Annotated in this window: 24 protein-coding genes and 3 tRNA genes; 11 read left to right on the top strand and 16 right to left on the bottom strand. The window is 74.8% G+C overall.

Features of this window, described 5'->3' with window-relative positions:
• Positions 1–11: 11 nt before the first annotated feature.
• Positions 12–341 carry a hypothetical protein gene (locus ACI79R_RS02330; RefSeq protein ID WP_456571963.1) on the top strand — a complete coding sequence of 110 codons (330 nt, stop codon included), beginning with the start codon at positions 12–14 and terminating at the stop codon, positions 339–341.
• A 7-nt stretch (positions 342–348) separates the two neighbouring features.
• Here ACI79R_RS02330 and ACI79R_RS02325 read toward each other — a convergent pair whose 3' ends face one another.
• Positions 349–1014 (bottom strand): AMIN-like domain-containing (lipo)protein, encoded by a 666-nt coding sequence (locus ACI79R_RS02325; RefSeq protein WP_456571962.1) that lies wholly within the window; start codon positions 1012–1014, stop codon positions 349–351.
• A 63-nt stretch (positions 1015–1077) separates the two neighbouring features.
• Positions 1078–2523: a DUF222 domain-containing protein gene (locus ACI79R_RS02320; protein ID WP_456571961.1), complete on the bottom strand. Its 1446-nt coding sequence runs from the start codon at positions 2521–2523 to the stop codon at positions 1078–1080.
• A 256-nt stretch (positions 2524–2779) separates the two neighbouring features.
• On the opposite strand from ACI79R_RS02320, the gene ACI79R_RS02315 reads away from it, so the two are divergent.
• The 3 genes from ACI79R_RS02315 (at position 2780) to ACI79R_RS02305 (ending at position 3047) form a co-directional block, all read left to right on the top strand.
• Positions 2780–2852: transfer RNA gene (locus ACI79R_RS02315), tRNA-Glu, on the top strand.
• Positions 2853–2876: 24 nt separating this feature from the next.
• Positions 2877–2950, top strand: a tRNA-Asp gene (locus ACI79R_RS02310).
• Between the two features lie 23 nt (positions 2951–2973).
• Positions 2974–3047: transfer RNA gene (locus tag ACI79R_RS02305), tRNA-Phe, on the top strand.
• Between the two features lie 50 nt (positions 3048–3097).
• Here ACI79R_RS02305 and ACI79R_RS02300 read toward each other — a convergent pair.
• Complete coding sequence (locus tag ACI79R_RS02300; RefSeq protein WP_456571960.1) at positions 3098–4102, bottom strand: hypothetical protein; 1005 nt, start codon at positions 4100–4102, stop codon at positions 3098–3100.
• A 148-nt stretch (positions 4103–4250) separates the two neighbouring features.
• A complete protein-coding gene (locus ACI79R_RS02295) occupies positions 4251–4922 on the bottom strand; it encodes a phosphodiesterase (RefSeq protein ID WP_456571959.1) in 672 nt (223 codons plus the stop codon).
• 185 nt (positions 4923–5107) lie between these two features.
• On the opposite strand from ACI79R_RS02295, the gene ACI79R_RS02290 reads away from it, so the two are divergent.
• Entirely contained in the window at positions 5108–5305 is a 198-nt protein-coding gene (locus ACI79R_RS02290) for a hypothetical protein (protein ID WP_456571958.1), read from the top strand.
• 70 nt (positions 5306–5375) lie between these two features.
• On the opposite strand, the gene mftG is transcribed toward ACI79R_RS02290, so the two are convergent.
• Genes mftG through ACI79R_RS02275 form a run of 3 tightly spaced genes read right to left on the bottom strand, consistent with a single transcriptional unit; the run spans position 5376 to position 9053 of the window.
• Positions 5376–6878 carry a mycofactocin dehydrogenase MftG gene (gene mftG / locus ACI79R_RS02285; RefSeq protein ID WP_456571957.1) on the bottom strand — a complete coding sequence of 501 codons (1503 nt, stop codon included), beginning with the start codon at positions 6876–6878 and terminating at the stop codon, positions 5376–5378.
• Positions 6871–8187: a class I adenylate-forming enzyme family protein gene (locus ACI79R_RS02280; RefSeq protein ID WP_456571956.1), complete on the bottom strand. Its 1317-nt coding sequence runs from the start codon at positions 8185–8187 to the stop codon at positions 6871–6873. Before ACI79R_RS02280 ends, mftG begins: the two co-directional genes overlap by 8 nt.
• A complete protein-coding gene (locus ACI79R_RS02275) occupies positions 8184–9053 on the bottom strand; it encodes an MBL fold metallo-hydrolase (protein ID WP_456571955.1) in 870 nt (289 codons plus the stop codon). The genes ACI79R_RS02280 and ACI79R_RS02275 overlap by 4 nt, the downstream gene beginning before the upstream one ends.
• Before the next feature lie 59 nt (positions 9054–9112).
• On the opposite strand from ACI79R_RS02275, the gene ACI79R_RS02270 reads away from it, so the two are divergent.
• Positions 9113–9646 carry a hypothetical protein gene (locus ACI79R_RS02270; RefSeq protein ID WP_456571954.1) on the top strand — a complete coding sequence of 178 codons (534 nt, stop codon included), beginning with the start codon at positions 9113–9115 and terminating at the stop codon, positions 9644–9646.
• A gap of 69 nt (positions 9647–9715) precedes the next feature.
• Here the strand turns inward: ACI79R_RS02270 and ACI79R_RS02265 are convergent, their stop codons facing one another.
• Positions 9716–11053 (bottom strand): M23 family metallopeptidase, encoded by a 1338-nt coding sequence (locus tag ACI79R_RS02265; protein WP_456571953.1) that lies wholly within the window; start codon positions 11051–11053, stop codon positions 9716–9718.
• Between the two features lie 215 nt (positions 11054–11268).
• Here ACI79R_RS02265 and ACI79R_RS02260 point away from each other — a divergent pair, with 215 nt between their 5' ends.
• Together ACI79R_RS02260 and ACI79R_RS02255 are read left to right on the top strand one after the other, a co-directional pair.
• Positions 11269–12333, top strand: a complete 1065-nt coding sequence (locus ACI79R_RS02260) for a Glu/Leu/Phe/Val family dehydrogenase (protein WP_456571952.1) — start codon at positions 11269–11271, stop codon at positions 12331–12333.
• Positions 12334–12528: 195 nt separating this feature from the next.
• Entirely contained in the window at positions 12529–12753 is a 225-nt protein-coding gene (locus tag ACI79R_RS02255) for a DUF3073 domain-containing protein (RefSeq protein ID WP_456571951.1), read from the top strand.
• 100 nt (positions 12754–12853) lie between these two features.
• Here the strand turns inward: ACI79R_RS02255 and purM are convergent, their stop codons facing one another.
• From purM to ACI79R_RS02235, 4 genes are all read right to left on the bottom strand, one after another.
• Positions 12854–13942, bottom strand: a complete 1089-nt coding sequence (gene purM, locus ACI79R_RS02250; RefSeq protein WP_456571950.1) for a phosphoribosylformylglycinamidine cyclo-ligase — start codon at positions 13940–13942, stop codon at positions 12854–12856.
• The gene (gene purF / locus ACI79R_RS02245; protein WP_456571949.1) at positions 13939–15519 is read right to left on the bottom strand and encodes an amidophosphoribosyltransferase; all 1581 of its coding nucleotides are present in this window, start codon (positions 15517–15519) and stop codon (positions 13939–13941) included. Before purF ends, purM begins: the two co-directional genes overlap by 4 nt.
• Before the next feature lie 119 nt (positions 15520–15638).
• Positions 15639–16247 carry an MBL fold metallo-hydrolase gene (locus tag ACI79R_RS02240; protein ID WP_456571948.1) on the bottom strand — a complete coding sequence of 203 codons (609 nt, stop codon included), beginning with the start codon at positions 16245–16247 and terminating at the stop codon, positions 15639–15641.
• On the bottom strand, positions 16244–17335 hold the full coding sequence (locus ACI79R_RS02235; protein ID WP_456571947.1) for an S-(hydroxymethyl)mycothiol dehydrogenase: 1092 nt from the start codon (positions 17333–17335) through the stop codon (positions 16244–16246). The genes ACI79R_RS02240 and ACI79R_RS02235 overlap by 4 nt, the downstream gene beginning before the upstream one ends.
• 179 nt (positions 17336–17514) lie before the next feature.
• Between ACI79R_RS02235 and ACI79R_RS02230 the strand changes: the two genes are divergently transcribed.
• On the top strand, positions 17515–18936 hold the full coding sequence (locus ACI79R_RS02230; protein WP_456571946.1) for an OFA family MFS transporter: 1422 nt from the start codon (positions 17515–17517) through the stop codon (positions 18934–18936).
• Complete coding sequence (locus ACI79R_RS02225) at positions 18933–19079, top strand: MFS transporter small subunit (RefSeq protein WP_456571945.1); 147 nt, start codon at positions 18933–18935, stop codon at positions 19077–19079. The genes ACI79R_RS02230 and ACI79R_RS02225 overlap by 4 nt, the downstream gene beginning before the upstream one ends.
• Here ACI79R_RS02225 and ACI79R_RS02220 read toward each other — a convergent pair.
• From ACI79R_RS02220 to purS, 4 genes are all read right to left on the bottom strand, one after another.
• On the bottom strand, positions 19069–19455 hold the full coding sequence (locus tag ACI79R_RS02220; RefSeq protein ID WP_456571944.1) for a sterol carrier family protein: 387 nt from the start codon (positions 19453–19455) through the stop codon (positions 19069–19071). The genes ACI79R_RS02225 and ACI79R_RS02220 overlap by 11 nt on opposite strands.
• The gene (gene purL / locus ACI79R_RS02215) at positions 19455–21815 is read right to left on the bottom strand and encodes a phosphoribosylformylglycinamidine synthase subunit PurL (RefSeq protein ID WP_456571943.1); all 2361 of its coding nucleotides are present in this window, start codon (positions 21813–21815) and stop codon (positions 19455–19457) included. The genes ACI79R_RS02220 and purL overlap by 1 nt, the downstream gene beginning before the upstream one ends.
• A 77-nt stretch (positions 21816–21892) precedes the next feature.
• Positions 21893–22564, bottom strand: a complete 672-nt coding sequence (gene purQ, locus ACI79R_RS02210) for a phosphoribosylformylglycinamidine synthase subunit PurQ (RefSeq protein WP_456571942.1) — start codon at positions 22562–22564, stop codon at positions 21893–21895.
• Positions 22565–22575: 11 nt separating this feature from the next.
• Positions 22576–22815: a phosphoribosylformylglycinamidine synthase subunit PurS gene (gene purS, locus ACI79R_RS02205; protein ID WP_456571941.1), complete on the bottom strand. Its 240-nt coding sequence runs from the start codon at positions 22813–22815 to the stop codon at positions 22576–22578.
• A gap of 77 nt (positions 22816–22892) precedes the next feature.
• Here purS and ACI79R_RS02200 point away from each other — a divergent pair, with 77 nt between their 5' ends.
• Positions 22893–25523: an Ig-like domain-containing protein gene (locus ACI79R_RS02200; RefSeq protein WP_456571940.1), complete on the top strand. Its 2631-nt coding sequence runs from the start codon at positions 22893–22895 to the stop codon at positions 25521–25523.

The following is a 25523-nucleotide window of genomic DNA, read 5'->3' as shown; positions in this document are numbered from 1 at the left end:
AGGCTCGGCGCATGACGACGACGCGTACCGCCCGCCTGGCCGCCGCGCTGCTCGCCGGAGGCCTGACGCTGGTGCCGCTGAGCGCCTGCTCGATCACCTCGAACTCGTTCAACTGCAACACCAGCTCGTGCTCGGTGACGCTGAGCGGCGAGGGCTCCGAGGTGGAGATCCTCGGCCAGACGCTGTCGCTCGGCGGCATCGAGAACGGCCGCGCCACGCTGCGCGTGGGGAGCGCCACCGTCTCCTGCGGGCAGGGCGAGAGCGTCGCCGCAGGCCCGCTGTCCCTGGAGTGCACGTCGGTGACCGATGACTCCGTGGAGCTGCGCGCCTCGCTGAACTGAGCCGGCCTCAGCTGGGGTCGGCGACCTCGACGACGACGCGCGCCGGCCCCTCCAGCAGGTAGACCCGGAACGGCACCTCCGCGGTGGTGCCGATGAACGCGACCGTGGTGCCCTCGAACGTCGCGTCGAACGCCACCTCGGTGACCACCTGGGTGCCCTCCCCCGGCAGGGGGTCGGGGCCGCTGTACTCCTCGACGCCGGTGTCGAACGGGTAGCCGACCCCCGTCAGGGTCACCTGCAGGACCGCGTCGCCCTCCACCGCGACTGGCTCGCCGCTGCCCTGGGAGAGGGCCTCGTCCACGTACCGGACGTCCCAGCCGGGCGTGCCCTCGCCGTCGACCTCGAACACGACCCGGTCGAAGCCCTCGTGCCGGCCGGTGCGGATGTCGGTGACCGTGACGCGGGCCCCGTCGGAGGCCGCCTGCTCGTCGGCCGCGGTGTCCGCGGGGAACGGCGGCGCGTCGCTGCTGCCGTCCCCGCCGGTGTCGCCACCCGTGTCGCCGCCGGCGTCACCGCCCCCGCTGCTCTGCCCGCCCGACGCGGACGCCGAGGAGGAGGACGCCGACCCCGTGGCGGCCGCCGGGTCGCTGTCGTCGCTCCCGCACCCGGCCAGCAGCGTGGCGGCGGCGAGCAGGGCCGGAAGGGCGGCGGCAGAGCGACGGGTACGGCTCACCCCGCGAGCTTGGCACCCGGAGCCCCCGCTACCGCGGCAGACGGGACCGTGTCGCCGCGGCGGTCAGAACGGCGGCAGGTCGGGGACCGGCACCGCGTCGCGCTGCTGGCCGGGGAGGCCGGGTGGTGCGGGGCCGGGGTACCAGTCGGGGCCGGGTGGCCGGGTGGCGCGGGTGGTGCCGCTGGGTGTGGTGACGGTGAGTGCGCCGTCGGGGGTCATGGTGAAGCGCCAGCCTCGGGCGTGGGTCTTGAGCCGGTGATGCCGTCGGCACAGGCAGCACAGGTTGTCGCAGCTGGTCTGGCCGCCGGAGGCGTGCGGGATGACGTGGTCGAGGTCGGCCCAGCCGGCTCGGTGGTGGCAGCCGGGCATGCGGCAGTGCTGGTCGCGGGTACGCACGAACCGGTCGGTGGGGATCGGTGGCCGGTAGGCGTCGACCGGCTCGGGTCTGTCCAGGACCGGGCAGCCGCAGGGACCGTCGGGATGCTGAGCGCAGCCGCGGCGGGCCAGCCGCTCCAACGTGGCGCGGGTCAGGGTGGCGCGCAGTTCGCCGGTGCCGGGGTCGACCAGGCCGATGTCCAGGCTGCCGCCCTCGGGCGCCTGCAGGCCGCCGGGGCACAGGGCGTCGAGCTGCTCGAGCACCTGGCGCAGGTGGGCGGCGGTGACGGGCTGGCCGTCGACCGCACCGACCGAGCAGGCCTCGGCCGAGGCTTGGAGTGCCGGCAGGGGTGCGAGCACGGTGATGTGCGCGGTGACCGGCGGTCGGGTGTCGTCCCAGGGCCGGGTGATCAGGGCGTGCAGCGCCGCCACCCGCAGCACCCCGATGGGTCGGTCGTCCCCGTCGGCTTTCGCGGCGCGGGCCAGCTGGTCGACCGTCGCCCGCATGGCGGCGATCTGCTCGGCGGTGCCGGTGATCTCGTAGCGCGCCATGCCATCGGGCAGCGGACGCTGGACGGCGTTCGCTGCTCGCTTCGCCTGTTCACGGCGCCGGTCGGCGGCCTGCTGGTCCAGCCGCTGCAGCTCGCGCTGGACCGCCGCCCGCACCCCGCTGACCGACAGCTCCATCGCCGTCGGCAGCACCAGCGCCTCCACCGCCCGCACGACGTCCGGCGCGGTCTGGCCGGCCTTCTCGACCCCGAGTTCCTGGGCGATGACCCGGGCGCGGGGCCAGTCCAGCTCCCCGTCGGCCAGCGCCGCCCAGGTGGCGGTCAGCCGGTGGCGCAGGTCGAGGACGACCGCCAGCAGCTTGCTGGCCTCGGTCCGCGACACGTTCACGATCAGGGCGAGTTCGTCGGGGAAGAACTCGCTCACCGCACCCGGCGTCCGATGACCGGCCCACGTCGGTGAGGCAGCCCCGAGGGTGTTCGGTGCCGGGTCGTCGGTGACGGGCCGCCGCGCAGCCAGCTCAGCCACCAGCCCCACCTCGTAGCCGGCCAACCGCGACCGCAACTGCTGCACCCGCTCCAGCTCGACAGCCAGCTCGGCATCGGTGCGCGTCTCCGGCGGCAACACGTCGGACAACCGCGCCGGACGCTGCCCGGCCAGCAGCGGCGGCAGGCAGCACCCGCGCCACGGTCAACCCGACCCCGAACCCCTCGAACACGTGATCGATGATGCCCGACGGGTACGACAGGAACGCCCAGCTCAGCGGGCTGTGGACACCTGATCGACCTGTGGAGGACGGGCACCACCGACCCCACAGGGGGAGCCCCCGTCAAACCCCCTCGGGCGGCCATGTACAGTTCTCCCTGCCTCCGGCGAACACCGAGCCCCCATCGTCTAGCGGTCCAGGACGCCGCCCTTTCAAGGCGGTAGCACGGGTTCGAACCCCGTTGGGGGCACGCAGTACCAGCACCACACAGCAAGGCCCTGTAGCGCAGTTGGTTAGCGCGCCGCCCTGTCACGGCGGAGGTCGCGGGTTCGAGTCCCGTCAGGGTCGCTCTCCGGTGGAGACACCGGTCGGGGCAGGTAGCTCAGTCGGTACGAGCGCTCGCCTGAAAAGCGAGAGGTCGGCGGTTCGACCCCGCCCCTGCCCACACTCTTCCGCACCGTCCTCCGCAGCGCTCCGCGCCGCCGGACGGGCAGCTCACCCCCGGTCGGCCACGACCGAGGCGTACACCTGCGCGTGCACCTCCTGCACCGCCCGCCGCTGCTCCTCCCGCCACGCACGGTCGGCCGGCCGCGGCGCCGGCCGGGTCAGCGCGGCCGCGACCGCACCGTTGAGCGACACCGGGTCGAAGCCCCGCTCCTCGTCGTTGCCGTACGTGACGACGTCGGACCACTGGTCGGCGAACCAGCCGCAGCTGGGCGCCACCACGCGGGTGCCGACGTCCCGACACACCTCTAGCGTCCGCGAGTGCGTCCCGCACCGCTCCGGCAGCACCGCGACGTGCAGCTCCTGGAGCTGGGCGACCCAGTTCTCCTCGTCCCGGACGACGATCTCCAGCGCATTCCTGCCGGGCAGCCCGGCGAGGTCGGGCAGGCTCGCGCCCGGCTCCACGAACACCCGCAGCCGGCCGCCGCCGTTGACCGCGCCGTGCAGGGCGGCACGCACCATCCCCGCCGGGTCGGGCAGCGCGGGTCCGTCCGTCAGCGCCAGCCCAACCAGCCCCCGCTCCCCGCCCACGTCGGGCACCGGCGCCGCGATCGACGGGTGGGCCACCACGATCGCCGTCCGCCCGAAGCGCTCGGCGATCTCGTCGGCCGCGCCGTCGGTCAGCGTGAACACCACCTCGGCGGTGGCCAGCAGGGCCGCCAGGTGCGCGTCGTGCCGCCCGCGGGAGACCTGCTCGGGGTCGCGCAGCTGGTGCACGGTCGTCACCAGCGGCACGCCGGTCCGGCGGATCGCCTCGGTGAAGCAGACGATCTCGTCCTCGGGCAGGTGGCCGTACCCGGCGTGGAGGTGGACGACGTCCACCTCGGCGGCGTGCGCGGTCAGGTAGGCCGGGTCCAGCCAGGGGCTCTGCCCCGAGGCCGGACCGACCCGGACGACGTCGGGCGGCAGGACGGCGTCGACGTAGGGGTCACTGTGCGGCACCGTCGCCACGCGGATCCGGGGCTCCGGTGCCCAGGACGGTCGTGCGGACTCCACGCGGGGGTACTCCTCCTGCGGCCGAGCACTGCGACAGCAGGGGCGGTGCTCCTCGATGGCGATCTGGCGACTGGGAGCCGCTACCCCAAGCGTCTCCCGGAGTAACGCCTGGTGGACGGGGTGTGATCTTCGAGTCACCCGAAGGGGGTCAGCGCTGCCGCTCCTGCTGGGCGGTCGCGTACGCCGGCGCGCGGAACCGGGCCATCGGCCCGTCGGGCACCAGGCCCGGCGGCGGATGCCGGACGGCGTCGAAGTGCAGGTCCGGGTCCAGTTCCCCGACGGGGTCCCCGACCTCCAGCCGGCCGAACGCCCGCCAGCCGCCGGCGCCCACCGCGGCGGAGAGCTCGAACACCCGGCCCGGTGCCGTGCGCGCCAGCGGCTCCGGATCCGACGGCGCCAGCGGGCCGCCCTCGATCCGGGCGCCCAGCCGCACCGTCCCGGCCGCCGTCCGGTAGCCCATGATCGAGCAGTACGGCCCGCCGGCGTCCCGCCGGAACGCCGGCACCAGCCGGGTCAGCCGGCCCCGGCCGGTGCTGGACAGCAGCAGGTCCACGGGGCTGCCGCCGGTCGGGATCCGGACGGCGAGGCCGAGCAGGTCCGGCCACGGTTCGGGGAGGCCGACGCCGCGGCTGAACCGCACGGTGACCGCCTCCCGCGCGGGCTCGTCGAGCCACGGCACCCCCCACGACCCCCCGGTGCGCGCGAGGACGCCGTCCAGCACGACCCCGCGCGGGTGCATGGGCTTGCCCCGGCGCCGGCGGGCGAGCGCTCCGAGGGGGACGGCGACGGCGCGGCCGGCCGCGCGGGGGAGGTGACTCACCCGCCTCCCCTACCCACCGCACGGGCCGGGACCTACCGTGTTTCCGGAGCCACCCCGTTGCCCGCGCTGGGCGGCTCGGCAACCCCGTCAACTGGCACCACCTGCGCAATCCGCGGCCGATGTCCGTACGGATCTGCCCATCGCGATCGGGTGACACGGAGCGGTCCGCCACTTACGTTCAGTACATGTTGTCGACGCTCCTGGTCATCGGCGGGGTTCTCGTCGGGCTGCTCGTGCTGCTCGCCGTCATCGTCAGCCTGAGCGCCCGCCCGGCCGTCAAGCAGGGCCGCGCCCCGGGGTGGGTGGCCCAGACCGGGCGCCCGCACCCCGACGCGTGGTCGGAGCCGTCGACCAGCACCTCGGAGATCACCGCCATCCGCTGATCCCGCCCGGACCCGGCGTCCCGGCGGCTGCGGATCCCGCGCCGCCGGGACGACCCGGCAGCGCGGCCGGTCACTCCAGGACCAGGTCCGCCGCCCGCTCGCCGACCATCACCGCCGTGGCCGCCGTGCCCCGCGAGGGCACCGCCGGCAGCACCGAGGTGTCGGCCACCCGCAGCCCGGCCACCCCCCGCACCCGCAGTTCCTGGTCCACCACCGCCAGCGCGTCGCCGTCGGGACCCATCCGCGCGCTGCCGGACAGGTGCACCGCCGTGCCGAGGACGGCGGCCACCCACCCGTCCAGGGCACGGTCGTCGGCCACCACGTCGGGGGGCACGCCCACCCCGGCGACCAGCGGGGCGAACTCGCGCGAGCGCAGCAGGTCGCAGGCCAGCCGCACCCCCGCCCGCAGCCCCGCCCGGTCGGCCGCGCTGCGCAGGTACCGGTAGCGCAGCCGCGGCGCCGCTGCGGGGTCGGCCGACACCAGGTCCAGCCGGCCGCGCGCCTCCGGGCGCACCAGCGAGACGCCGAACGTGAGCCCCTCGTCGCCGTCCGGCGGCGTGCGGCTCGGCCACGGCGGCAGCACCGAGCCGAACGGCCGGAACCACGGCAGCACCTCGACGTCCTCGGTGTCCAGCACCTGCTGCAGCCCGAGGCCGGGCGCGGCCGGGAGGCCGGGCCGCGGCTGCCAGGGCACCTGCACCGTCGGGTGGTCCGACAGCCCCTCCCCCACGCCCGGGACGTCGGCGACGACGTCGATCCCGAGGGCGCGCAGGTCGTCGGCCGGGCCGATCCCCGACAGCAGGAGCAGGTGCGGCGAGCCGACCGCGCCGGCGGCCAGCACCACCTCCGCGGCGCGCACCTCGCCGGCGTCGGTCTCCACTCCCACCGCGCGGCCGGACTCGACCAACACGCGCCGCACCCGCACCCCGCCGCGCACGGTGAGCGCGGCCAGCCCGGCCCGCGGCGCCAGGTAGGCGATCGCCGTGCTGATCCGCACGCCGCCGGCGACGTTCATCGGCAGCGGGCCGCAGCCCGGCGGGCCGCCGGCGTTCTTGTCCGGCTCCTCGGGGACGCCGAGACCGGCCGCCGCGGCGGCGAAGGCCTCCGCCGGGCCGTAGCCGCCCGCCGGGCGCACGACCGGCACGGGACCGCGGTCGCCGTGCAGCGGCGAGCCCGGCAGGTCGCGGTCGGTCTCCAGCCGGCGGAACACCGGTAGCAGGTGCGTCCACGACCAGCGGTCGTTGCCCGCCGCCGCCCAGGCCGCGGCGTCGGCGGGCGTGGCGCGCACGAAGTAGGTGCCGTTGAGCGCGCTGGAGCCGCCGGTCACCCGGCCCCGCACCACCGGCACGGTCACGGTGTCGGTCAGCTCGGCGCGCAGCTGCCAGGTGGCGGGGTGACCGGGGACGGCGGCCATGGTGGTGGCGTCGCGCAGCTCGGGCGGCACGTCGCCGGGCGTCGGGTGGTGCGCGCCGGCCTCGAGCAGCAGTACCCGCCGGCCGGCGTCGGCCAGCCGGGCGGCCAGCGCGCAGCCCGCCGAGCCGGCGCCGACGACGACGACGTCCCAGTCAGGCACCGCCCAGCCCCAGCACCTCCGGCAGGTCGAGCCGGCGGACCTTGCCGGTGGAGGTGCGCGGCAGCTCCCCGACCGGGTGCAGGCTCTTCGGGCGCTTGGCCGGGGCGAGCCGCTCGCGGGCCCAGGCGGCGAGGTCGGCGGGGTCGGCGTCGCCCACGTAGGCGGCCACCACCCGCTGCCCCCACTGCTCGTCGGGGACGCCGACCACCGCGCTCTCCACCACGCCGGGATGGCCGTCGAGGACCGCCTCGACCTCGGCCGGGTAGACGTTCACCCCGCCGGAGATCACGAGGTCCTCCCGCCGGCCGTCGAGCCAGACCACGCCGTCCGCGTCGACCCGGCCCAGGTCGCCGACGGTCACCCGGTCGTCGCGCCAGGCGGCCGCGGTCTTCTCCGGCGCGCGCCAGTACTCGAACCGGCCCCACCGCGGCACCCGGCACCACAGCTGCCCGCGCTCGTCGGTCGTGAGCTCCCGGCCGGGCCGCGCCCGGCCGACGCTGCCGGGATGGGCCAGCCAGTCCTCCGGCGAGCAGACGGTGAACTGCGCCTCCGTGGAGCCGTAGAACTCCCAGACGCTGCCCTCGGGCAGCGCCTCGAGGACTGCGCGCTTGAGCGGCTCGGGGCAGGGTGCGCCGGCGTGCACCAGCCGGCGGAACGACGACCAGTCCACGCCGCCGTGCGCGAGCAGCCGCTGCAGGTGCGTGGGCACGCAGAACGCCGTCGTCGGCGCCTCGGTCGAGACGACCTCTGCCGCGCGGGCCACGTCGAACGGCCCGGGCAGCAGGACCGAGCCACCGGCCAGCAGCGTGTGGACGGCGAAGCGCAGCGGCGCCGAGTGGTGCAGCGGGGAGAGCACCAGGTGCCGGTCGGCGGGCCCGAAGCCCCAGAGGTCGATCTCCTCGGCGGCGAGCGCGCGGGCGTCGTCCTCGGCGAGCACGCCGGACCAGACGCCCTTGCGCCGGCCGGTCGTGCCGGACGTGTAGTGCATCGGCCGGGCCAGCGGGACGTCGGCCAGCTCGGCCTCGGCGTCCCCGGTGAGCAGGCGGTCGGGTGCGGCGCCGACGTCGAGCCGCGGCTCGGCGTCCTCGGCCAGCGCCGCCCGCTCGGCCGCCGGCAGGGCGGGGTCCAGCACCACGGGGACGACGCCGGTGCGGAGCGCTCCCAGCACGACGGCCAGCAGCGCCGGCGACGCGCCCGCCGACACCAGCAGCCGGTCGCCCGCGGTGAGCCCGGCCGCGGCCAGCGCGGCCGCCGTGCGGCGCTGGTCGCGCTCGCTGTCGGCGGCCCGGACGACCGGGACGGCGGTCATGCCAGGCGCACCCGGTCCCCGTCCGCGGATACCACCCGCTGCTCGGCGGTCAGCTTGGCCAGCGTCGCCCGCGTCGACTGCGCGGCCGCACCCCACAGCGTCCGCGGCACCGCCGCGTACACGGTGGCGACCAGCTCGTCGACGGTCATCGGCCCCTCCGCCAGCGCCTCGAGCAGCTGCCACTCGCGGAAGGCGCGGTGGTCGAGGTAGTAGCGCAGGACGGCGCCCGGATCCTCGGTGAGCTCGGGCCCGTGCCCGCAGTACAGCGCGCTGGGGCCGAGGTCGTACACCCGGCGCAGCGACTCCAGGTAGGCGAGCACGTCGCCCTCGGGGTGGGTGACCACCGAGGTGCCGCGGCCCAGCACGTGGTCGCCGACGAGCACCGCGCCGGACTCCACCCGGAAGGCCAGGTGGTCACCGCAGTGCCCCGGCGTGGGGACGACGCCGATCGTCGTCCCGGCCCAGGACAGCTCGTCGCCCTCGCCGAGCACCCGCCCGCGCGGCCCGGCCACCCGCGCGTCGCCGGCGCCGACGGGGGCGGCGAAGTGCTCGCCCCACGGGATGGCGGCCTCGGCGTGGTCGATGTGGTGGTGGGTGACCAGCACGCCGACGCACCGGGCGTCGCGCGCGGCCAGGGCGGCCTCGACGGCGGCGAGGTGGGCCGGGTCGTCGGGCCCGGGGTCGACCAGCACGGCCTGCCCGCTGCCCGGCGCGCCGACCAGGTAGGTGTTGGTGCCGTCCAGCGCCATACCCGACGGGTTGGGTGCCAGCACCCGCGTCACGAGCGGCTCGAGGTCCGCCGTCCGCGGCATCGCGCCGAGGGCGGGGAGGTCCCACGTGGTGCGTGGGTCTACGGGGGCGTCCACGCCCGGCACGCTATCGGCGCGTCCCGCGGCGTGCGCGCGCGGCGGTTAGCCTCCGGGACATGCGCGCACTCCGACGCCTGGCCCGTCCCACCGTGGCCACCGCCGCCGCCGTCCTCCTCCTCGCCGGGTGCGGGAGCGGAGGCGACGACGAGGGCGCCTCCTCGTCGTCGTCCTCCTCGTCCTCCTCCTCGTCGAGCTCCGCGTCCAGCAGCGCGCCGTCCAGCAGCAGCGAGTCCGGCGGCTCGGGGAGCAGCGACCCTGCGGTCGCCCAGTTCTGCTCCCAGGCCGAGCAGTTCGCCGCCGCCGCCGGGCAGCTCGGGTCGACCACCGACCCGGCCCAGGTCGCGCCGCAGCTGCAGCAGGCCACCGTCGCCTTCGACGCCGTCCAGCCGCCGCAGGAGATCGCCGCCGACTGGGCCACCCTCGGCGACGCGCTGCGGAACTGGGCGACGGTCGCCAACTCCGTCGACCTGAGCACCCCGGAGGGGCTGCAGCAGTACCAGCAGGGCGGTGCCGACTTCCTCACCGCCTTCAACGGGCCGGCCGGCACCAACGTCAGCGACTTCGTCACCACCAACTGCCCCGGCGGCTGACGCCCTCACCGGACGCACGAACGGCCCGCCACCTGCGAGAGGTGGCGGGCCGTTCGTCGTCCCGGCGGCTCAGCAGCCGCTGATGCTGACCCCGCGGGCGCGCAGCCACGGCACGGGATCGACCTGTCCGCCGTACATCGCGCCGCTGGGGTGCACCTCGAAGTGCAGGTGCGGGCCGGTGGACTGGCCACGGTTGCCGACCTCGGCGATCTGCTCGCCGGCCACCACCCGCTCGCCGGCCCGCACGAAGTAGCGGTTGACGTGGCCGTAGACGGTCACCGCGCCGTCGTCGCCCAGGATGTAGACGGCGTAGCCGAAGCCGGTCGCCGTCCCGGCGCGCTTCACGACCCCGCTGGTGGCGGCGTAGACCGGGGTGCCGATCGGGGCGGCGATGTCGACGCCGCCGTGCAGCGCGCCCCAGCGCGTGCCGTAGCAGCTGGACGTGCGGCCGGAGGTCGGCTTGACGTAGGGCCCGTCGCCCCCGCCCCCGCTCCCGCTCGGGGCGGCGGCCGCGGCACCGCGTGCGGCGGCCGCAGCGGCGGCGGCCTCCTGCGCGGCGGCGGCAGCGGCCGCGGCGGCCGCGGCCTCCTCGGCGGCCTTCTGCTGCTGCCAGGCCGCGTAGGCGTCGCGCTGGCCCTGCAGCTCCAGCAGGTGGATCTGCGCGGCCTGCAGCTGCTGGTCGTAGGTGGCCTTCTGCGCCGCGACCTCGGCGTAGGCGGCCTGCTGGGCGGCGACCTGGCCGTCGGCGGCGGCCTTGGCCTCGGCCGCCTGGTGCTCGGCGGCGGCCATCTGGTCACGGGCGGCCCGGGCGGCGGAGTCGGCGTTGGCCTGCTGCACGCGGGCCAGCTCCAGTTCACCGAGGACGTCGACCTGGGTGTCGGCCACGTAGTCCAGCAGCGCCGCGCGCTGCACCAGCTCGGCCGGCCCCGAGGCGTCGAGCAGCGCCTGGGTGGTGGTGAGCGTGCTGCCGTTCATGTAGCTGTCGCGGGCGAAGGTGCCGATCCGCGCGATGGCGGCGTCGACGGCGGCCGCCGCCGCCTGCAGCTGCGCGGCCGTCTGGTCCGCGGCGGCCTGGGCCAGCAGCAGCGCCTCCTCGGCGGCCAGGTAGGCCGCACCGGCGGCCTCGGCCTGCACGGTCAGCCGCTCGAGCTCGGCCTCGGCGCCGGCGACCAGCGCGGCGATCCGGCCGACCTCGGCCGCGGCGGCGTCCTGGGCCGCCTGGGCGGCACTGATCTCGCCGTCGCTGGGGTTCACCGGCGGCGGGGGGACGGCGAGCGCGGGGCCGGCCGTCGTGACCAGCACCGCACCGGCGAGGAGCCCGACGAGCGCTGCCCGCAGGCCGCCCCGTCGCCGCGCGGGCGTCCGGGTCGGGCTCGTCCGGCGTCGGCCGGCGCGGACCTGCTGCATGACGGAGCTCCTCGGGACGGGCTGGTGCGGGGTGCCGGTGCAGCGTGGTCCGGTGACGTCGAGTCACACGAGCAACACGCGGAGCAGTGACCACTCCGTGATCACGAGGCGCCGGTTCCCCATCTGTCCCTCTCGTTCTCGTCACTCCTCGGGGGGATCTTGAGCGGTCCCGACGAGAAATCGGTCGGTGTGCCCGACGTCCTACGCTCGGCGTCGTGGACGTCTTCGGCTCCGGACACGAACAGGTCGTCTTCTGCTCCGACGAGGAGTCCGGGCTGCGGGCGGTGATCGCCGTCTACTCCACGGCGCTCGGGCCGGCACTGGGCGGCACCCGATTCCACCCCTACGCCAGCGAGGAGGCCGCGGTCGCCGACGCGCTCGCGCTCTCCCGGGCCATGGCCTACAAGAACAGCCTCGCCGGGCTGGACCTCGGCGGCGGCAAGGCGGTGATCATCGGCGATCCGCGGACCGACAAGACCGAGGCGCTGCTGCGCGCCTACGGCCGGTTCGTCGAGTCGCTCGGCGGCCGCTACCTGACCGCCTGCGACGTCGGCACGACCAACGCCGACCTCGACCTCGTCGCGCGCGAGACCCGGTTCGCCCACGGCCGCAGCGAGGCGCTCGGCGGCTGCGGTGACTCCTCGGTGCTCACCGCGTTCGGCGTCTTCCAGGGGATGCGGGCCGCCGCGCAGCACCGGTGGGGCAAGCCGTCGCTGGCCGGGCGCACCGTCGCCGTGGCCGGCGTCGGCAAGGTGGGCGGCTGGCTGGTCGACCGCCTCGTCGAGGACGGCGCCGACGTCCTCGTCACCGACGTCGACCCCGCCGCCGTCGACCGGGTGCTGGCCCGGCACCCGGGGGTCGAGGCCGTCGCCGACACCGCCACGCTGGTGCGCACCCCCGCCGACGTCTACGCCCCCTGCGCGCTCGGGGGCGCTCTCGACGAGGAGACCGTCGCCGTCCTCGGCGCCGAGATCGTCTGCGGCGGGGCCAACAACCAGCTGGCCACCGAGGGCATCGCCGACCAGCTGCTGCGCCGCGGCGTCCTGTACGCCCCCGACTACCTGGTGAACGCCGGGGGCGTCATCCAGGTCGAGGACGAGCGCCACGGGTTCTCCTTCCCGCGGGCGCAGGCCCGGGCGGCGACGATCTACGACGTGGCGCTGCGGGTCTTCCGCGCCGCCGACGACGAGGGCGTCTCCCCCGCGGTCGCCGCCGACCGGCTGGCCGAGGAGCGGATGCGCGCGGTGGGCCGGCTGGCCACCATCCGACTTCCCCGCTGACCGGCGCGGACGCCTCCGACGACCGCTCCGGGGGCCCCGGCGCCCCCGGACGGGGGACGGCGGGGTGGGGACCCGTGCCCGCCGTCGATCCGTGTCGTAAGCTCGTGCGAGACACAGTCACTCAGTCGGGGTCGCCACGCGGGCCGCTCAGCCCGGAGCTGGGCTCCCGTACTCCGTAACGAGGGGGTCGAGCCGATGGGGCGCGGCCGAGCGAAGGCCAAGCAGACACGCGTGGCCCGTGAGCTCAAGTACAGCTCACCGAACACGGACCTCTCCGCTCTTCAGCGCGAGCTGGCCGGTTCTCCGTCGACCTACACGCCGTCGCACGCGGCGGCGAAGGACGACGACGAGGACGACGACGACTACACCGACCGGTGGGCCGACGACGACGCGGACGACGACTGGGCTGCCAGCCGTTGAGCTAGGTCCCCCTACCCCACCGCCGGCCCGCCGGCGGTGGGGTAGGGGGCCTTGCCGTGCGCTGGAACGCGTGCCGGGGCCGACCGCCCGGGCACGCGTCTCAGCGGTAGGAGCCGACCAGCCGGGCCGCGGCAGCGCCGTGGCCCGTACCGCCGTCCGTGCGCTCCTGGACGGTGCCGGCCACCCAGGCGGGCACTCCGCGGGCGCTCAGCAGGTCGACGGCCTGCTGGGCCGCCTCGGGAGCGACGGCGGCGACCATCCCGACGCCGCAGTTGAACGCGCGCTCGGACTCCTCGCGCGGCACCCCGTGCTCCTCCAGCAGCGAGACCGCGGGAGGCAGCGCCCACGTGCCGCGGTCCAGCACCGCCTCGAGCCCGTCGGGGACGACGCGGGCGGTGTTGCCCGCGAGCCCGCCGCCGGTGATGTGCGCGAGGGCGTGCACGCCGTCGGTGCCCAGCGCCCCGACCAGCGCCAGGCAGTCCAGCGCGTAGATGCGGGTCGGCTCGAGCAGCTCCTCGCCCAGGGGCCGGCCGAGGCCGGCCGGGGTGGCGGCGAGGTCGAGCCCCGCCGCGGCGACCACCCGGCGGACCAGGGAGTAGCCGTTGGAGTGGAAGCCCGAGGAGGCCATCGCCACGACGGCGTCGCCGGCGCGGACCCGCTCGGGGCCCAGCACCGCGTCGGCCTCCACGACGCCCACCGCGGTCGCGGCCAGGTCGTAGTCGTCGGGAGCCATCAGGTCGCCGTGCTCGGCGGTCTCCCCGCCCACGAGCGCCGCGCCGGCCAGCGTGCAGCCGGCCGCGATGCCGGTGACGATCGCGGCGATCCGCTCGGGGACCACCCGCCCGCAGGCCACGTAGTCCTGCAGGAACAGCGGCTCGGCGCCGCAGGCGACCAGGTCGTCGACGACCATCGCCACCAGGTCGATGCCGACGGTGTCGTGCCGGTCCAGCGCGCGGGCCAGGGCGATCTTGGTGCCCACGCCGTCGGTGGAGGAGGCCAGCAGCGGCCTGCGGTAGCGGGTGGTGTCCAGCGCGAACAGCCCGGCGAAGCCGCCGAGCCCGCCGACGACCTCGGGCCGGTTGGTGCGCTCGACCGCGGAGCGCATCAGCGTGACCGCGCGCTCCCCGGCGTCGATGTCGACGCCGCTGCCGGCGTAGGTGAACCGCTCCCCCGGGGTGCCGGCGCTCACGGCCGGGTCAGCGCGTCGTCGGCGCCACCGGGCACCGTCGCGCTGCCGGCCTGCTGACCGGTCCAGCCGGTGACCGAGCGCTGCTCGTCGGCGCGCGCCGGGTCCAGCCGGGGCATGGCGGTGCGGCCGATGCCCTCCAGCACGTGCTTGCCCAGCACCTCCGACTCGCCCAGGGCGATCGGGTACTGACCGGTGAAGCACGCGGTGCACAGCCGGTTGACCGGCTGCTCGGTGGCGGCGATCAGTCCCTGCTCGGAGACGTAGCCCAGCGAGTCGGCGTTGATCGAGGCGCGCACGCCGTCGATGTCCAGCCCGTTGGCGATCAGCTCGGCCCGGCTGGCGAAGTCGATGCCGTAGAAGCACGGCCACTTCACCGGCGGCGAGGAGATGCGCACGTGCACCTCGAGCGCGCCGGCCTCGCGCAGCATCCGGATCAGCGCCCGCTGGGTGTTGCCGCGCACGATCGAGTCGTCGACGACGACCAGCCGCTTGCCGCGGATCACGTCCTTGAGCGGGTTGAGCTTCAGCCGGATGCCCAGCTGCCGGATCGTCTGGCTGGGCTGGATGAAGGTGCGGCCCACGTAGCTGTTCTTGACCAGCCCCAGGCCGTAGGGGATGCCACTGGCCTCGGCGTACCCGACGGCGGCCGGGGTGCCCGACTCCGGCACCGGGATGACCAGGTCGGCGTCGGCCGGGTGCTCCCTGGCCAGTCGCCGGCCGATCTCGACGCGGGCGGCGTGCACGCCGCGGCCGCCGATCGTGGTGTCGGGGCGGGCGAGGTAGACGTACTCGAACACGCAGCCCTTGGGCTCGGCGGCCGCGAAGTGCTGGCTGCGCAGGCCGTCGTCGTCGATGGCGATCAGCTCACCGGGCTCGACCTCGCGGACGACGGAGGCGCCCACGATGTCGAGGGCGGCGGTCTCGCTGGCGACCACCCAGCCGCGCTCCAGCCGGCCGAGCACCAGCGGGCGCACGCCCTGCGGGTCGCGCGCGGCGTAGAGGGTGTTCTCGTCCATGAACGTGAGGCTGAAGGCGCCGCGCAGCTGCGGGAGCACCTCCATGGCCGCGGCCTCGACCGAGAGGTCCGGCCGGGCGGCGATCAGCGCGGTGACCAGGTCCGAGTCGGTGGTCGAGGTGAACGCGCCGCGCACCCCGGCGTCGGCGGCCTTGCTCGCCAGCTCGGCGGTGTTCACCAGGTTGCCGTTGTGGCACAGCGCCAGGCCGGTGCCCGCGTCGGTGGTGCGGAACGTCGGCTGGGCGTTCTCCCACGTCGAGGAGCCGGTGGTGGAGTACCGGGTGTGCCCGACGGCCAGGTGGCCGTGCAGGCTGCCGAGGGTCGCCTCGTCGAAGACCTGGCTGACCAGCCCGAGGTCCTTGTAGACGACGACCGAGGCACCGTCGGAGACCGCGATGCCCGCGGCCTCCTGACCCCGGTGCTGGAGTGCGTAGAGACCGAAGTACGTCAGCTTCGCGACCTCCTCCCCCGGCGCCCAGACGCCGAAGACGCCGCAGGCGTCCTGGGGTCCGGGCGAGTGGGGATCGAGGTCGTGCGTCAGCCGTCCATCACCGCGAGGCACTTCCCGAGGGTACCGGCGCGCGGCCGCCCTGCCGCGCCCGGCAGGGAACTCGCAGGTCGATCGCGTCACAACGACACCGGCCGGCACGTCCGTGGACGTGCCGGCCGGTGCGGCGGGGCTCAGGAGACGGTGCGCAGCTCCGCGGCGATGGTGGTGTCGTCGCCGTGCCCGGTGCGGACGACGGTGTCGCCGTGCAGCGTGAGCAGCTTCGAACGGATCGAGTTCAGGATCGTCGGCTTGTCGCTGAACGAGCGCCCGGTCGCGCCGGGACCGCCGCAGAACAGCGTGTCGCCGGTGAAGACGGTGTTCAGGTCCGCCGAGTGCAGGCAGGTGCTGCCCGGGGAGTGCCCGGGGGTGTGCAGCGCGGTGAGCGTCGCGCCGGCGATGCGGAACTCGGTGCCCTCGGCGAGCTCGCGGTCGGGCTGCGCGTCGGCGTGGACCATGTCCCAGAGCATCCGGTCGGCCGGGTGGAACCAGATCGGCGCGTCCACTGCCGCGCGCAGGTCGACCGCGGCGGTGATGTGGTCGTTGTGCCCGTGGGTGAGCACGATGCCGGCCACCTTCCGGCCGCCGATCGCCTCGACGATCGGCTCGGCGCGGTGCGGCGCGTCGATCACCAGCACCGACTCGTCGTCGCCGACCAGCCAGACGTTGTTGTCGACGTCGAAGTCCTGCCCGTCCAGGGAGAAGACGCCGGACACGACCGTCTTGTCGATCCGCGCGGTCACTTGTCGAACACCACGACCGACCGCAGCACGTCACCGTGGTGCATCTTCTCGAAGGCGGCGTCGACGTCGTCGATGCCGATCGTCTCGCTGACGAAGTCGTCGAGCGGGAAGCGGCCCTGCAGGTACAGGTCGACCAGCATCGGGAAGTCGCGGCTGGGCAGGCAGTCGCCGTACCAGGACGACTTCAGCGCACCGCCGCGGCCGAACACCTCGATCAGCGGCAGGGTGATCTGCATGTCCGGGGTCGGGACACCCACCAGCACGACCCGGCCGGCCAGGTCGCGGGCGTAGAACGCCTGCTCGAACACCTTGGGGTTGCCGACCGCGTCGATAGCCACGTCGACCCCGAAGCCACCCGTGAAGCCCTTGATGGCCTCGACGGCGTCGGTCTCCTTGGAGTTGACCGTGTGGGTGGCGCCGAACTTCCTGGCCCACTCCAGCTTCCGGTCGTCGATGTCGACGGCGACGATCGTGGACGCCCCGGCCAGCTTCGCGCCGGCGATCGCGGCGTCACCGACGCCACCGCAGCCGAACACCGCGACGCTCTCGCCGCGCCGGACGCCGCCGGTGTTGATCGCCGCGCCGACGCCGGCCATCACGCCGCAGCCGAGCAGGCCGGCGGCGGTGGCGGGGGCCTGCGGGTCGACCTTGGTGCACTGGCCGGAGTGGACCAGCGTCTTCTCCACGAACGCGCCGATGCCCAGGGCCGGGGACAGCTCGGTGCCGTCGGCCAGGGTCATCTTCTGCGCGGCGTTGTGGGTGTTGAAGCAGTACTGCAGCTCGCCCTTGAGACAGGCGCGGCACTGGCCGCAGACCGCGCGCCAGTTGAGGATCACGAAGTCGCCGACGGCGACGTTGGTGACGCCCTCACCGACGGCGGCGACCGTGCCGGCGGCCTCGTGGCCGAGCAGGAACGGGAAGTCGTCGTTGATGCCGCCCTCGCGGTAGTGCAGGTCGGTGTGGCAGACCCCGCACGCCTGGATGTCCACCACCGCCTCGCCCGGGCCGGGGTCGGGGACGAGGATCGTCTCGACGCTGACCGGGGCTCCCTTGCTGCGGGCGACGACGCCCTTCACCTCGTAGGCCATGCGCGGAGCCTAGGCCGACCCCCGGCCGCCGCTCGACGCGGCTTCCGTCGGATGAGAGACCACATCCGTGGCGTCCGATCGGGTCCCGCCCCACTGTTCGACAGGCGGGCCGCCGGACCCGGACGTAGCGTCTCCGGGGTGCGTGAGACAGGTCACGCACGCGTCCCTGCGGAGGTCCCGTGGCAGTGCCGAGCTTCCTGGCCCGCGAGCGCATCGTGGCGCGGCCGGGATTCAACCGCTGGCTCATCCCGCCGGCCGCGCTCGCCGTCCACCTGTGCATCGGGCAGGCCTACGCCACCAGCGTCTACAAGACGGCGCTGGTGGAGGACTTCCAGACGACGCAGACGGCGATTGGCATCGTCTTCTCGATCGCGATCGTGATGCTCGGCCTGTCGGCGGCGGTCTTCGGCACCTGGGTGGACCGCAACGGCCCCCGCGCGGCGATGTTCACCTCGGCCTGCTTCTGGGTGGCCGGCTTCCTCGTCGGCGGGCTCGGCATCGAGACCCGGCAGCTGTGGCTGCTCTACCTCGGATACGGCGTGCTGGGCGGCATCGGCCTGGGCATCGGCTACATCTCGCCGGTCTCCACGCTGATCAAGTGGTTCCCCGACCGGCCCGGGCTGGCCACCGGCATGGCGATCATGGGCTTCGGTGGCGGCGCGCTCATCGCCTCGCCGCTGTCCCGCCAGCTCATGGGCTACTACGACCCCGCCTACGACCCCGGGGTCGCCGGCTCGGTGCCCAACGGCGGCGCGGTGGCCGCGCTGTTCTTCACGCTGGCCGTCGTCTACCTCGTCTTCATGATGTTCGGCGCGTTCATCGTGCGGGTGCCGGCCGACGGCTGGCGCCCCGACGGCTGGGACCCGGCCTCGGTGAAGCAGAAGGCGCTGGTCACCACCGAGAGCGTGTCGGCGAACAACGCCGTGAAGACGCCGCAGTTCTGGCTGCTGTGGATCGTGCTGTTCTGCAACGTCACCGCGGGCATCGGGATCCTCGAGCAGGCCGCCCCGATGATCCAGGACTTCTTCCGCGACGGGGACGCCTCCACGGTCGCCGCCACCGCGGCCGCCGGGTTCGTCGGCGTCCTGTCGCTGTTCAACATGGCCGGCCGGTTCGCCTGGTCGACGACCTCGGACTTCATCGGCCGCAAGCCGATCTACATGGTCTACCTCGGTGTCGGGCTGCTGCTCTACGTCGCGCTGGCCACCATCGGCAGCAGCGCCACCTGGCTGTTCGTGCTGCTGGCCGCCGTGATCATCAGCTTCTACGGCGGTGGGTTCGCCACGATCCCCGCCTACCTGCGCGACCTGTTCGGCACCTACCAGGTCGGGGCCATCCACGGCCGGCTGCTCACCGCGTGGTCGGCGGCCGGCGTGGCCGGCCCGCTGATCGTCAACAGCGTCCTGGACACCCAGGGCGAGCCCGGCTCGCTGGTGGCCGCCAACTACCGCCCGGCGCTGTTCATCATGGTCGGCCTGCTCGCCGTCGGGTTCCTCGCCAACCTGCTGGTCCGGCCGGTCGCCGCCAAGTGGCACGAGCCGAAGAAGACCGACGTCCCCACCGCCGCCGCCGGCGCCGGAGATCGGAGCCTGACCCGATGAGCTCGTCCGCCTCGTCCGACGGTCAGCGGCCCACGCACACGCCGATCGGGCTGATCGCCTTCGCCTGGACGCTGGTCGGCGTGCCGCTGGTCTACGGGCTGTACCAGACGGTCAAGACCGCGCTCACGCTGTTCACCGGCTGAGCGGCGACAGGGGGAGCAGCGCGCTCAGGTCGGCGCGGTTGCCGCTGGCGCTCACCCGCCCGGCGGCGACCGCCGCTTCCCAGGTCAGTGCCCCGGTGACCAGTGCCAGCCAGGTCGCGGCGTCGGTCTCCACCACGTTCGGCGGGGTGCCGCGGGTGTGCCGCGGGCCCGGCACGCACTGGACGGCGACGTGCGGGGGGATGCGCACCTCCACCGACCGGCCCGGCACCTGCTGGGCCAGCCAGCGCGCGCTGGTCCTCACCGCCGCACCGAGCACCGAGCGCGGCGGCTCCTCGGCCTCCCCGGCCAGCCAGGGGCGCACCTGGTCGACCGCGGCCCGCAGGTCCTCGGCCGGGATCGGTGCGCTCGCCGGCATCAGGAGGTGGGGACGGTGCCCGCCGGGACGCTGCCGACGGTGACCTCGGGAGCGCCGAACAGCGCCGGCAGGGTCGCCGTCCACGCCGCCCGCAGCTCGGCCAGCGGCAGGGACGGTCCGCCCTCGACGACGAGCGCGTCCCCGCCCGTCGTCCCCAGCTCGGTGACCGGGACGCCGGCCCACTCGGCCGTCGTCCGGACCGCCTCGGGGTCGGTCGTGGTCACCACGGCGCGGGCCGCGGACTCGCTGAACAGCGCGACGAAGGGGTCGACGTCCTCGGGGAAGCCACCCAGCGCGAGGGTCGCACCCACGCCGTAGCGCAGCGCCGACTCGGTGAGCGCCTGCGCCAGCCCGCCGTCGGCGAGGTCGTGCGCCGAGCCGACCAGGCCCTCGCGGGCGAGCGCGGCGAGCAGCTCGCCGAGCGCCTTCTCCGCCGCCAGGTCGACCTGCGGCGGGCGGCCGCCGAGGTGGCCGTGGACGACCGACGCCCACGCCGAGCCGCCGAGCTCCTCGCGGGTGGCGCCGAGCAGCAGCACCGTCTCGCCGGCCCGCCGCCAGCCGGTGGGCACCCGCGTGCGGACGTCGTCGTGCACGCCCAGCACGCCGATGACCGGCGTCGGGTTGATCGGCACGTCGCCGGTCTGGTTGTAGAGGCTGACGTTGCCGCCGGTGACCGGCAGGCCCAGCTCGCGGCAGGCGTCGGCCAGGCCGCGGACGGCCTCGGCGAACTGCCACATGACCGCCGGCTCCTCGGGGGAGCCGAAGTTCAGGCAGTTGGTGACCGCCAGCGGGGTGGCCCCGGAGACGGCGACGTTGCGGTAGGCCTCGGCCAGGTTGAGCTGGGCGCCGGTGTAGGGGTCCAGCCGGGCGAAGCGGGCGTTGCCGTCGAGGGCCAGCGCGATGCCGCGGTGGGTCTCCTCGTCGATGCGGACGACGCCGGCGTCCTCGGGCTGGGCGAGCACGGTGTTGCCGCGCACGTAGCGGTCGTACTGCTCGGTGACCCAGCTCTTGTCCGCGCCGTCCGGGCTGGCGACGACGGCCAGCCAGTGCGCCTGCAGCTCGGCCGGGGTGGTGGGCCGGGGCAGCGCGGCGGCGTCGTCGGCCTGGAGGTCGTCGAGATCGTCGGGCCGCTGCATCGGCCGGTCGTAGACCGGGCCCTCGTGGGCGACCGTGCGCGGCGGGACGTCGACGATCCGCTCGCCGTGCCAGTCGACGGTCAGGCGGTCGCCGTCGGTGACCTCACCGATGACGGCGGCGAGGACGTCCCACTTGCGGCAGACGGCGAGGAAGGCGTCGACCTTGTCCGGCTCGACGATCGCGCACATGCGCTCCTGCGACTCGCTCATAAGGATCTCGGCCGGCGTCAGCGTGCTGTCGCGCAGCGGAACGCGGTCGAGGTCGACGTGCATGCCGCCGGTGCCGGCGCTGGCCAGCTCGCTGGTGGCGCAGGACAGCCCGGCGCCGCCGAGGTCCTGGATGCCGGTGACGAGGTCGGCGGCGAAGAGCTCCAGGCACGCCTCGATCAGCAGCTTCTCGGTGAACGGGTCGCCGACCTGCACGCTCGGCCGCTTGGCCGGACCGGTCTCGTCGAAGGTCTCGCTGGCCAGCACGCTGACCCCGCCGATGCCGTCGCCGCCGGTGCGCGCGCCGAAGAGCACCACCTTGTTGCCGACGCCCTCGGCCTTGGCCAGGTGCACGTCCTCGTGCCGCATGACACCCACGCACAGCGCGTTGACCAGCGGGTTGCCGGCGTAGCACTCGTCGAACAGCAGCTCGCCGCCGATGTTGGGCAGGCCCAGGCAGTTGCCGTAGCCGCCGACGCCGGCCACCACGCCGGGCAGCACCCGGGCGGTGTCGGGGGCGTCGGCCCGGCCGAAGCGCAGCGAGTCCATGACCGCGATCGGGCGCGCGCCCATGGTGAGGATGTCGCGGACGATGCCGCCCACGCCGGTGGCCGCGCCCTGGTAGGGCTCGACGTAGCTCGGGTGGTTGTGCGACTCGACCTTGAAGGTGACCGCGTAGCCGTCGCCGACGTCGACCACGCCGGCGTTCTCGCCGATGCCGACCAGCAGCGCCTCGCTGCGCGGCAGGTCACCGAAGCGGCGCAGGTGCACCTTGGAGCTCTTGTAGGAGCAGTGCTCGCTCCACATGACCGAGTACATGGCCAGCTCCGCGGTGGTCGGCCGGCGGCCGAGGATGTCGCGGATGCGCAGGTACTCGTCGGACTTCAGGCCGAGCTCGGCGTAGGGCTGCTCGACGTCGGGGGTGCCGGCGGCCAGCTCGACGGTGTCGAGCCGGTGGCTCAGCGGGCCGGGGCCGGTGTCGAGGTCGGAGAGGCCCGCGGTGGCTGACTCGCTCACGCTCTGCCCCTGCGCGACTCCGGACTCGTTCCGCTCCTCGGTCGCCGGCGCTCCCTGCGATGCTCGCTCGTCCGTCGTCACGCTGCGACGACCGCCTTCAGGACGCTCGTGAAGAACCCGAGCCCGTCGACCGACGGGCCGGTGAGCTCCTCGACGGCGTGCTCCGGGTGCGGCATGAGCCCGACGACCCGGCCGTTCTCGCTGGTCACGCCGGCGATGTCGCGCATCGAGCCGTTCGGGTTGCCCTCGACGTAGCGGACGGCGACCCGCCCCTCGCCCTCCAGGCGGTCCAGCTCGGCCGGGGCGGCGACGTAGCGGCCCTCGCCGTTCTTCACCGGGACGACGATGCGCTGGCCCCCGGTGTAGTCCGACGTCCACGCGGTGTCGGCCCGCTCGACGCGCAGCGCCTGGTCGCGGTTGCGGAAGTGCAGGTGGGCGTTGCGGTGCAGCGCGCCCGGCAGCAGGCCGGCCTCGCAGAGCACCTGGAAGCCGTTGCAGATGCCGAGCACCGGCAGGCCCTGGCGGGCGCGCTCGACGACGTCCTGCATCAGGGGCGCGCGGGCGGCGATGGCACCGGCGCGCAGGTAGTCGCCGTAGGAGAAGCCACCGGGGAGGACGACCGCGTCGACGTCCTTCAGGTCGTGGTCGCCGTGCCAGAGGGCGACCGGCTCGCCGCCGGCGAGCCGGACCGCGCGCGCGGCGTCGACGTCGTCCAGGGAGCCCGGGAAGGTGATGACACCGATACGCACAGGGAGTTCTCTCAGTCGGTGGGGAGGTGCAGCTCGACGTCCTCGATGACGGGGTTGGCCAGCAGGTTCTCGGCGATCTCGCGCAGCTCCGCCTCGTCGGGCGTGCCCTCGACCTCGAGGACGAAGTGCTTGCCCTGCCGGACGCTGGTCACCCCGCCGTGACCCAGTCGGCCGAGTGCACCGAGCACCGCCTGCCCCTGGGGGTCGGAGATCTCCGGCTTGAGAACGACGTCGACGACCACCCGCGGCACGGCATCCAGGCTACAAGGCGGACGCACCGTGCCCGATCCGGGTCGAAAGGCCTGGCCGGACTGCCGATGAGGGGTGCGTGCGTTTCCTGTCCGCGGCGACCGCGGCCGCCGCCCTGGTGCTCCTCCTGCCTGCGCCGGCCTCGGCGGAGCCGGTGAACCAGGCGCCGGTCGCCGTGGACGACGCGGTGAGCATCACGACCACCCCGCAGTCCCACACGGTGTGGGCCCTGGGCAACGACAGCGACCCGGACGGCGACCGCCTGACCTACACCGCGGTGTCCCCGGCCACCCACGGCCGGGCCTACCTCGAGAGCGGCCAGCTGCGGTACCAGCCGCTCATCGGGGCCCTGCCCGGCACGGACTCCTTCACCTACACGGTGTCCGACGGCAACGGGAACACCGCCACGGCCACCGTGACGGTCACGTTGTGGAACGACCCGACCGTGCCGCAGGGCGTGACCGTCAGCAGTGCCGGCGAGGGAGCCGTGACGCTCACGTGGCGCACGGTGACGGACGCCGTGCAGTACCGCATCCACAGCGGTGGTGTCGTCGTCGGCACCACGACGGACGTCAGCTGGACCGCCACGGGGCTCGACGACAGCCAGATCTACTGGTTCAGCGTCACCGCGGTGAACAGCGGCGGCGCCGAGAGCGCCTGGTCCGACACCGTGGTCCGCCAGAACCGGCAGACGACGCCCTGGGCGCTCACCGTCGACCCCACGGACGACCCGACGTCCCTGGTCCTGGACTGGGCCGAGTCGACCTCAGGGACCTATGACGTGTACCGCGACGGGGCGCTGGTGGCGAGCACCTCGGCCAGCGAGTACACCGACACCGGACTCACCACCGGCCGGGAGTACAGCTACCAGGTCCGGCGCACCGCTGCGTCGTCGGCCATCGTGCTCTTCCTGCCCAGCACCCTGACGACTCCGGTCACGGGTGCCCCGGGCGTGGTCACCCCGATCGGCCGGCTCTTCCGCGACCTCGGTGGCCGCAGCGGCGTCCTCGGAGCGGTCACCGTGGCCGAGCGCGCCGTCCCCGGCGGCCGCCAGCAGGACCACGAGAACGGGCGAATCCTCCAGCGGGACGGCGACGATCCGTACTCCGTCGGCAACGACTTCGCGCGGGCCCTCGACGTGGCAGGCGGCCCGACCTTTCTCGGCTTCCCGCTGTCGGACCAGGAGTGCGGGCTGGTCCAGGGGGGCTGCGTCCAGTCGTTCGAGCACGGCAGCATCTGGCGCTCCGCGACGACCCGGGCCTTCGCCGTCCGGCCGGCCATCGAGGACGGCTGGGCGGCCACCGGAGGGGAGGAGGGCCCACTGGGCTATCCGGTCGCCGACCAGTTCACGGTGCCCGCTGGCGTCGGGCAGCAGTTCGAGGACGGCACGGTCTACTGGAGCGCCGCGACGGGCGCCCGCATCGTGAGCGGCGCCATCTACGGCGCGTATGCCGTCGCGTACGGCGCGTACGGCGTGCTGGGCCTGCCCACCACCGACACGTTCTGCGGGCTGCGCGGCGGCGGCTGCTGGCAGGGCTTCCAGGGCGGCACCATCCACTGGTCCCCCACCACCGGCGCCCACGCCACCAGCGGGCTGATCCGGGACACCTGGGCGGCCACCGGATGGGAGGAGGGCCCACTGGGCTATCCGGTTGCCGGCCAGTTCACGTCGCCAGGTGGTGGCGGGCAGTTGTTCGAGGACGGCGGCGTGTACTGGAGCGCCGCGACCGGGTCGCACGCGGTCACCGGCGCCGTCCACGACGTGTACTCCAGCCGGTCGAGCGTGCTCGGCTTCCCCACCACGGACCTTGTCTGCGGCCTCCGCGGCGATGGCTGCTGGCAGGGCTTCCGGGGCGCGACCGTCCACTGGTCGCCCGCTTCGGGGGCCCACGTCAGCTACGGCTGGATCCGCGACGCCTGGGCCCGCACCGGCTGGGAGAACGGCTTCCTCGGCTACCCGACGACCGACCCCGTCTGCGGGCTGCGCGACGGCGGCTGCTGGCAGGGCTTCCAGGGCGCGACCGTCCACTCGTCGTCCGCCACCGGCGCCCGCCTCTCCTACGGGTGGATCCGCGACGCCTGGGCCCGCACCGGCTGGGAGAACGGCTTCCTCGGCTACCTCACCACCGACCCCGTCTGCGGGCTGCGCGGCGGCGGCTGCTGGCAGGGCTTCCAGGGCGGCACCATCCACTCCTCCGCCGCCTCCGGCGCGCACGTCAGCTACGGCTGGATCCGCGACGCCTGGGCCCGCACCGGCTGGGAGAACGGTCCCCTCGGCTACCCGACGACCGACCCGATCTGCGGGCTGGCCCTCGGCGGCTGCTGGCAGGGCTTCCAGGGCGGCACCATCCACTCGTCGTCCGCCACCGGCGCGCACGTCAGCTACGGGTGGATCCGCGACGCCTGGGCCCGCACCGGCTGGGAGAACGGCTCACTCGGCTACCCCACCACCGACCCCGTCTGCGGGCTGCGCGGCGGCGGCTGCTGGCAGGGCTTCCAGGGCGGCACCATCCACTCGTCCCCCGCCACCGGCGCCCAGATCACCACGGGGTGGATCCGCGACGCCTGGGGCCGCACCGGCTGGGAGAACGGCCGCCTGGGCTACCCCACCGGCCCCAGGGTCTGCGATGCGCGCGGCGACTGTTCGCAGCCATTCCAGGGCGGCACCATCACGTCGCGCCTCGGCTTCCCCCAGGTGGTCTACCGCTGA

It is taken from the genome of Blastococcus sp. SYSU D00820 (genome assembly GCF_054050695.1).
The sequence above is the reverse complement of the archived record's forward strand: the minus strand, read 5'-3'. Positions and strand labels throughout refer to the sequence as shown.

Excerpts from the sequence above, each read along its gene's own strand:
- ACI79R_RS02330 (WP_456571963.1), top strand. The coding sequence starts at position 12 with ATGACGACGACGCGTACCGCCCGCCTGGCCGCCGCGCTGCTCGCCGGA.
- ACI79R_RS02290 (WP_456571958.1), top strand. The coding sequence starts at position 5,108 with ATGTTGTCGACGCTCCTGGTCATCGGCGGGGTTCTCGTCGGGCTGCTC.
- ACI79R_RS02280 (WP_456571956.1), bottom strand. The coding sequence starts at position 8,187 with ATGACCGCCGTCCCGGTCGTCCGGGCCGCCGACAGCGAGCGCGACCAG.
- ACI79R_RS02270 (WP_456571954.1), top strand. The coding sequence starts at position 9,113 with ATGCGCGCACTCCGACGCCTGGCCCGTCCCACCGTGGCCACCGCCGCC.
- ACI79R_RS02265 (WP_456571953.1), bottom strand. The coding sequence starts at position 11,053 with ATGCAGCAGGTCCGCGCCGGCCGACGCCGGACGAGCCCGACCCGGACG.
- ACI79R_RS02255 (WP_456571951.1), top strand. The coding sequence starts at position 12,529 with ATGGGGCGCGGCCGAGCGAAGGCCAAGCAGACACGCGTGGCCCGTGAG.
- ACI79R_RS02235 (WP_456571947.1), bottom strand. The coding sequence starts at position 17,335 with ATGGCCTACGAGGTGAAGGGCGTCGTCGCCCGCAGCAAGGGAGCCCCG.
- ACI79R_RS02225 (WP_456571945.1), top strand. The coding sequence starts at position 18,933 with ATGAGCTCGTCCGCCTCGTCCGACGGTCAGCGGCCCACGCACACGCCG.
- ACI79R_RS02220 (WP_456571944.1), bottom strand. The coding sequence starts at position 19,455 with ATGCCGGCGAGCGCACCGATCCCGGCCGAGGACCTGCGGGCCGCGGTC.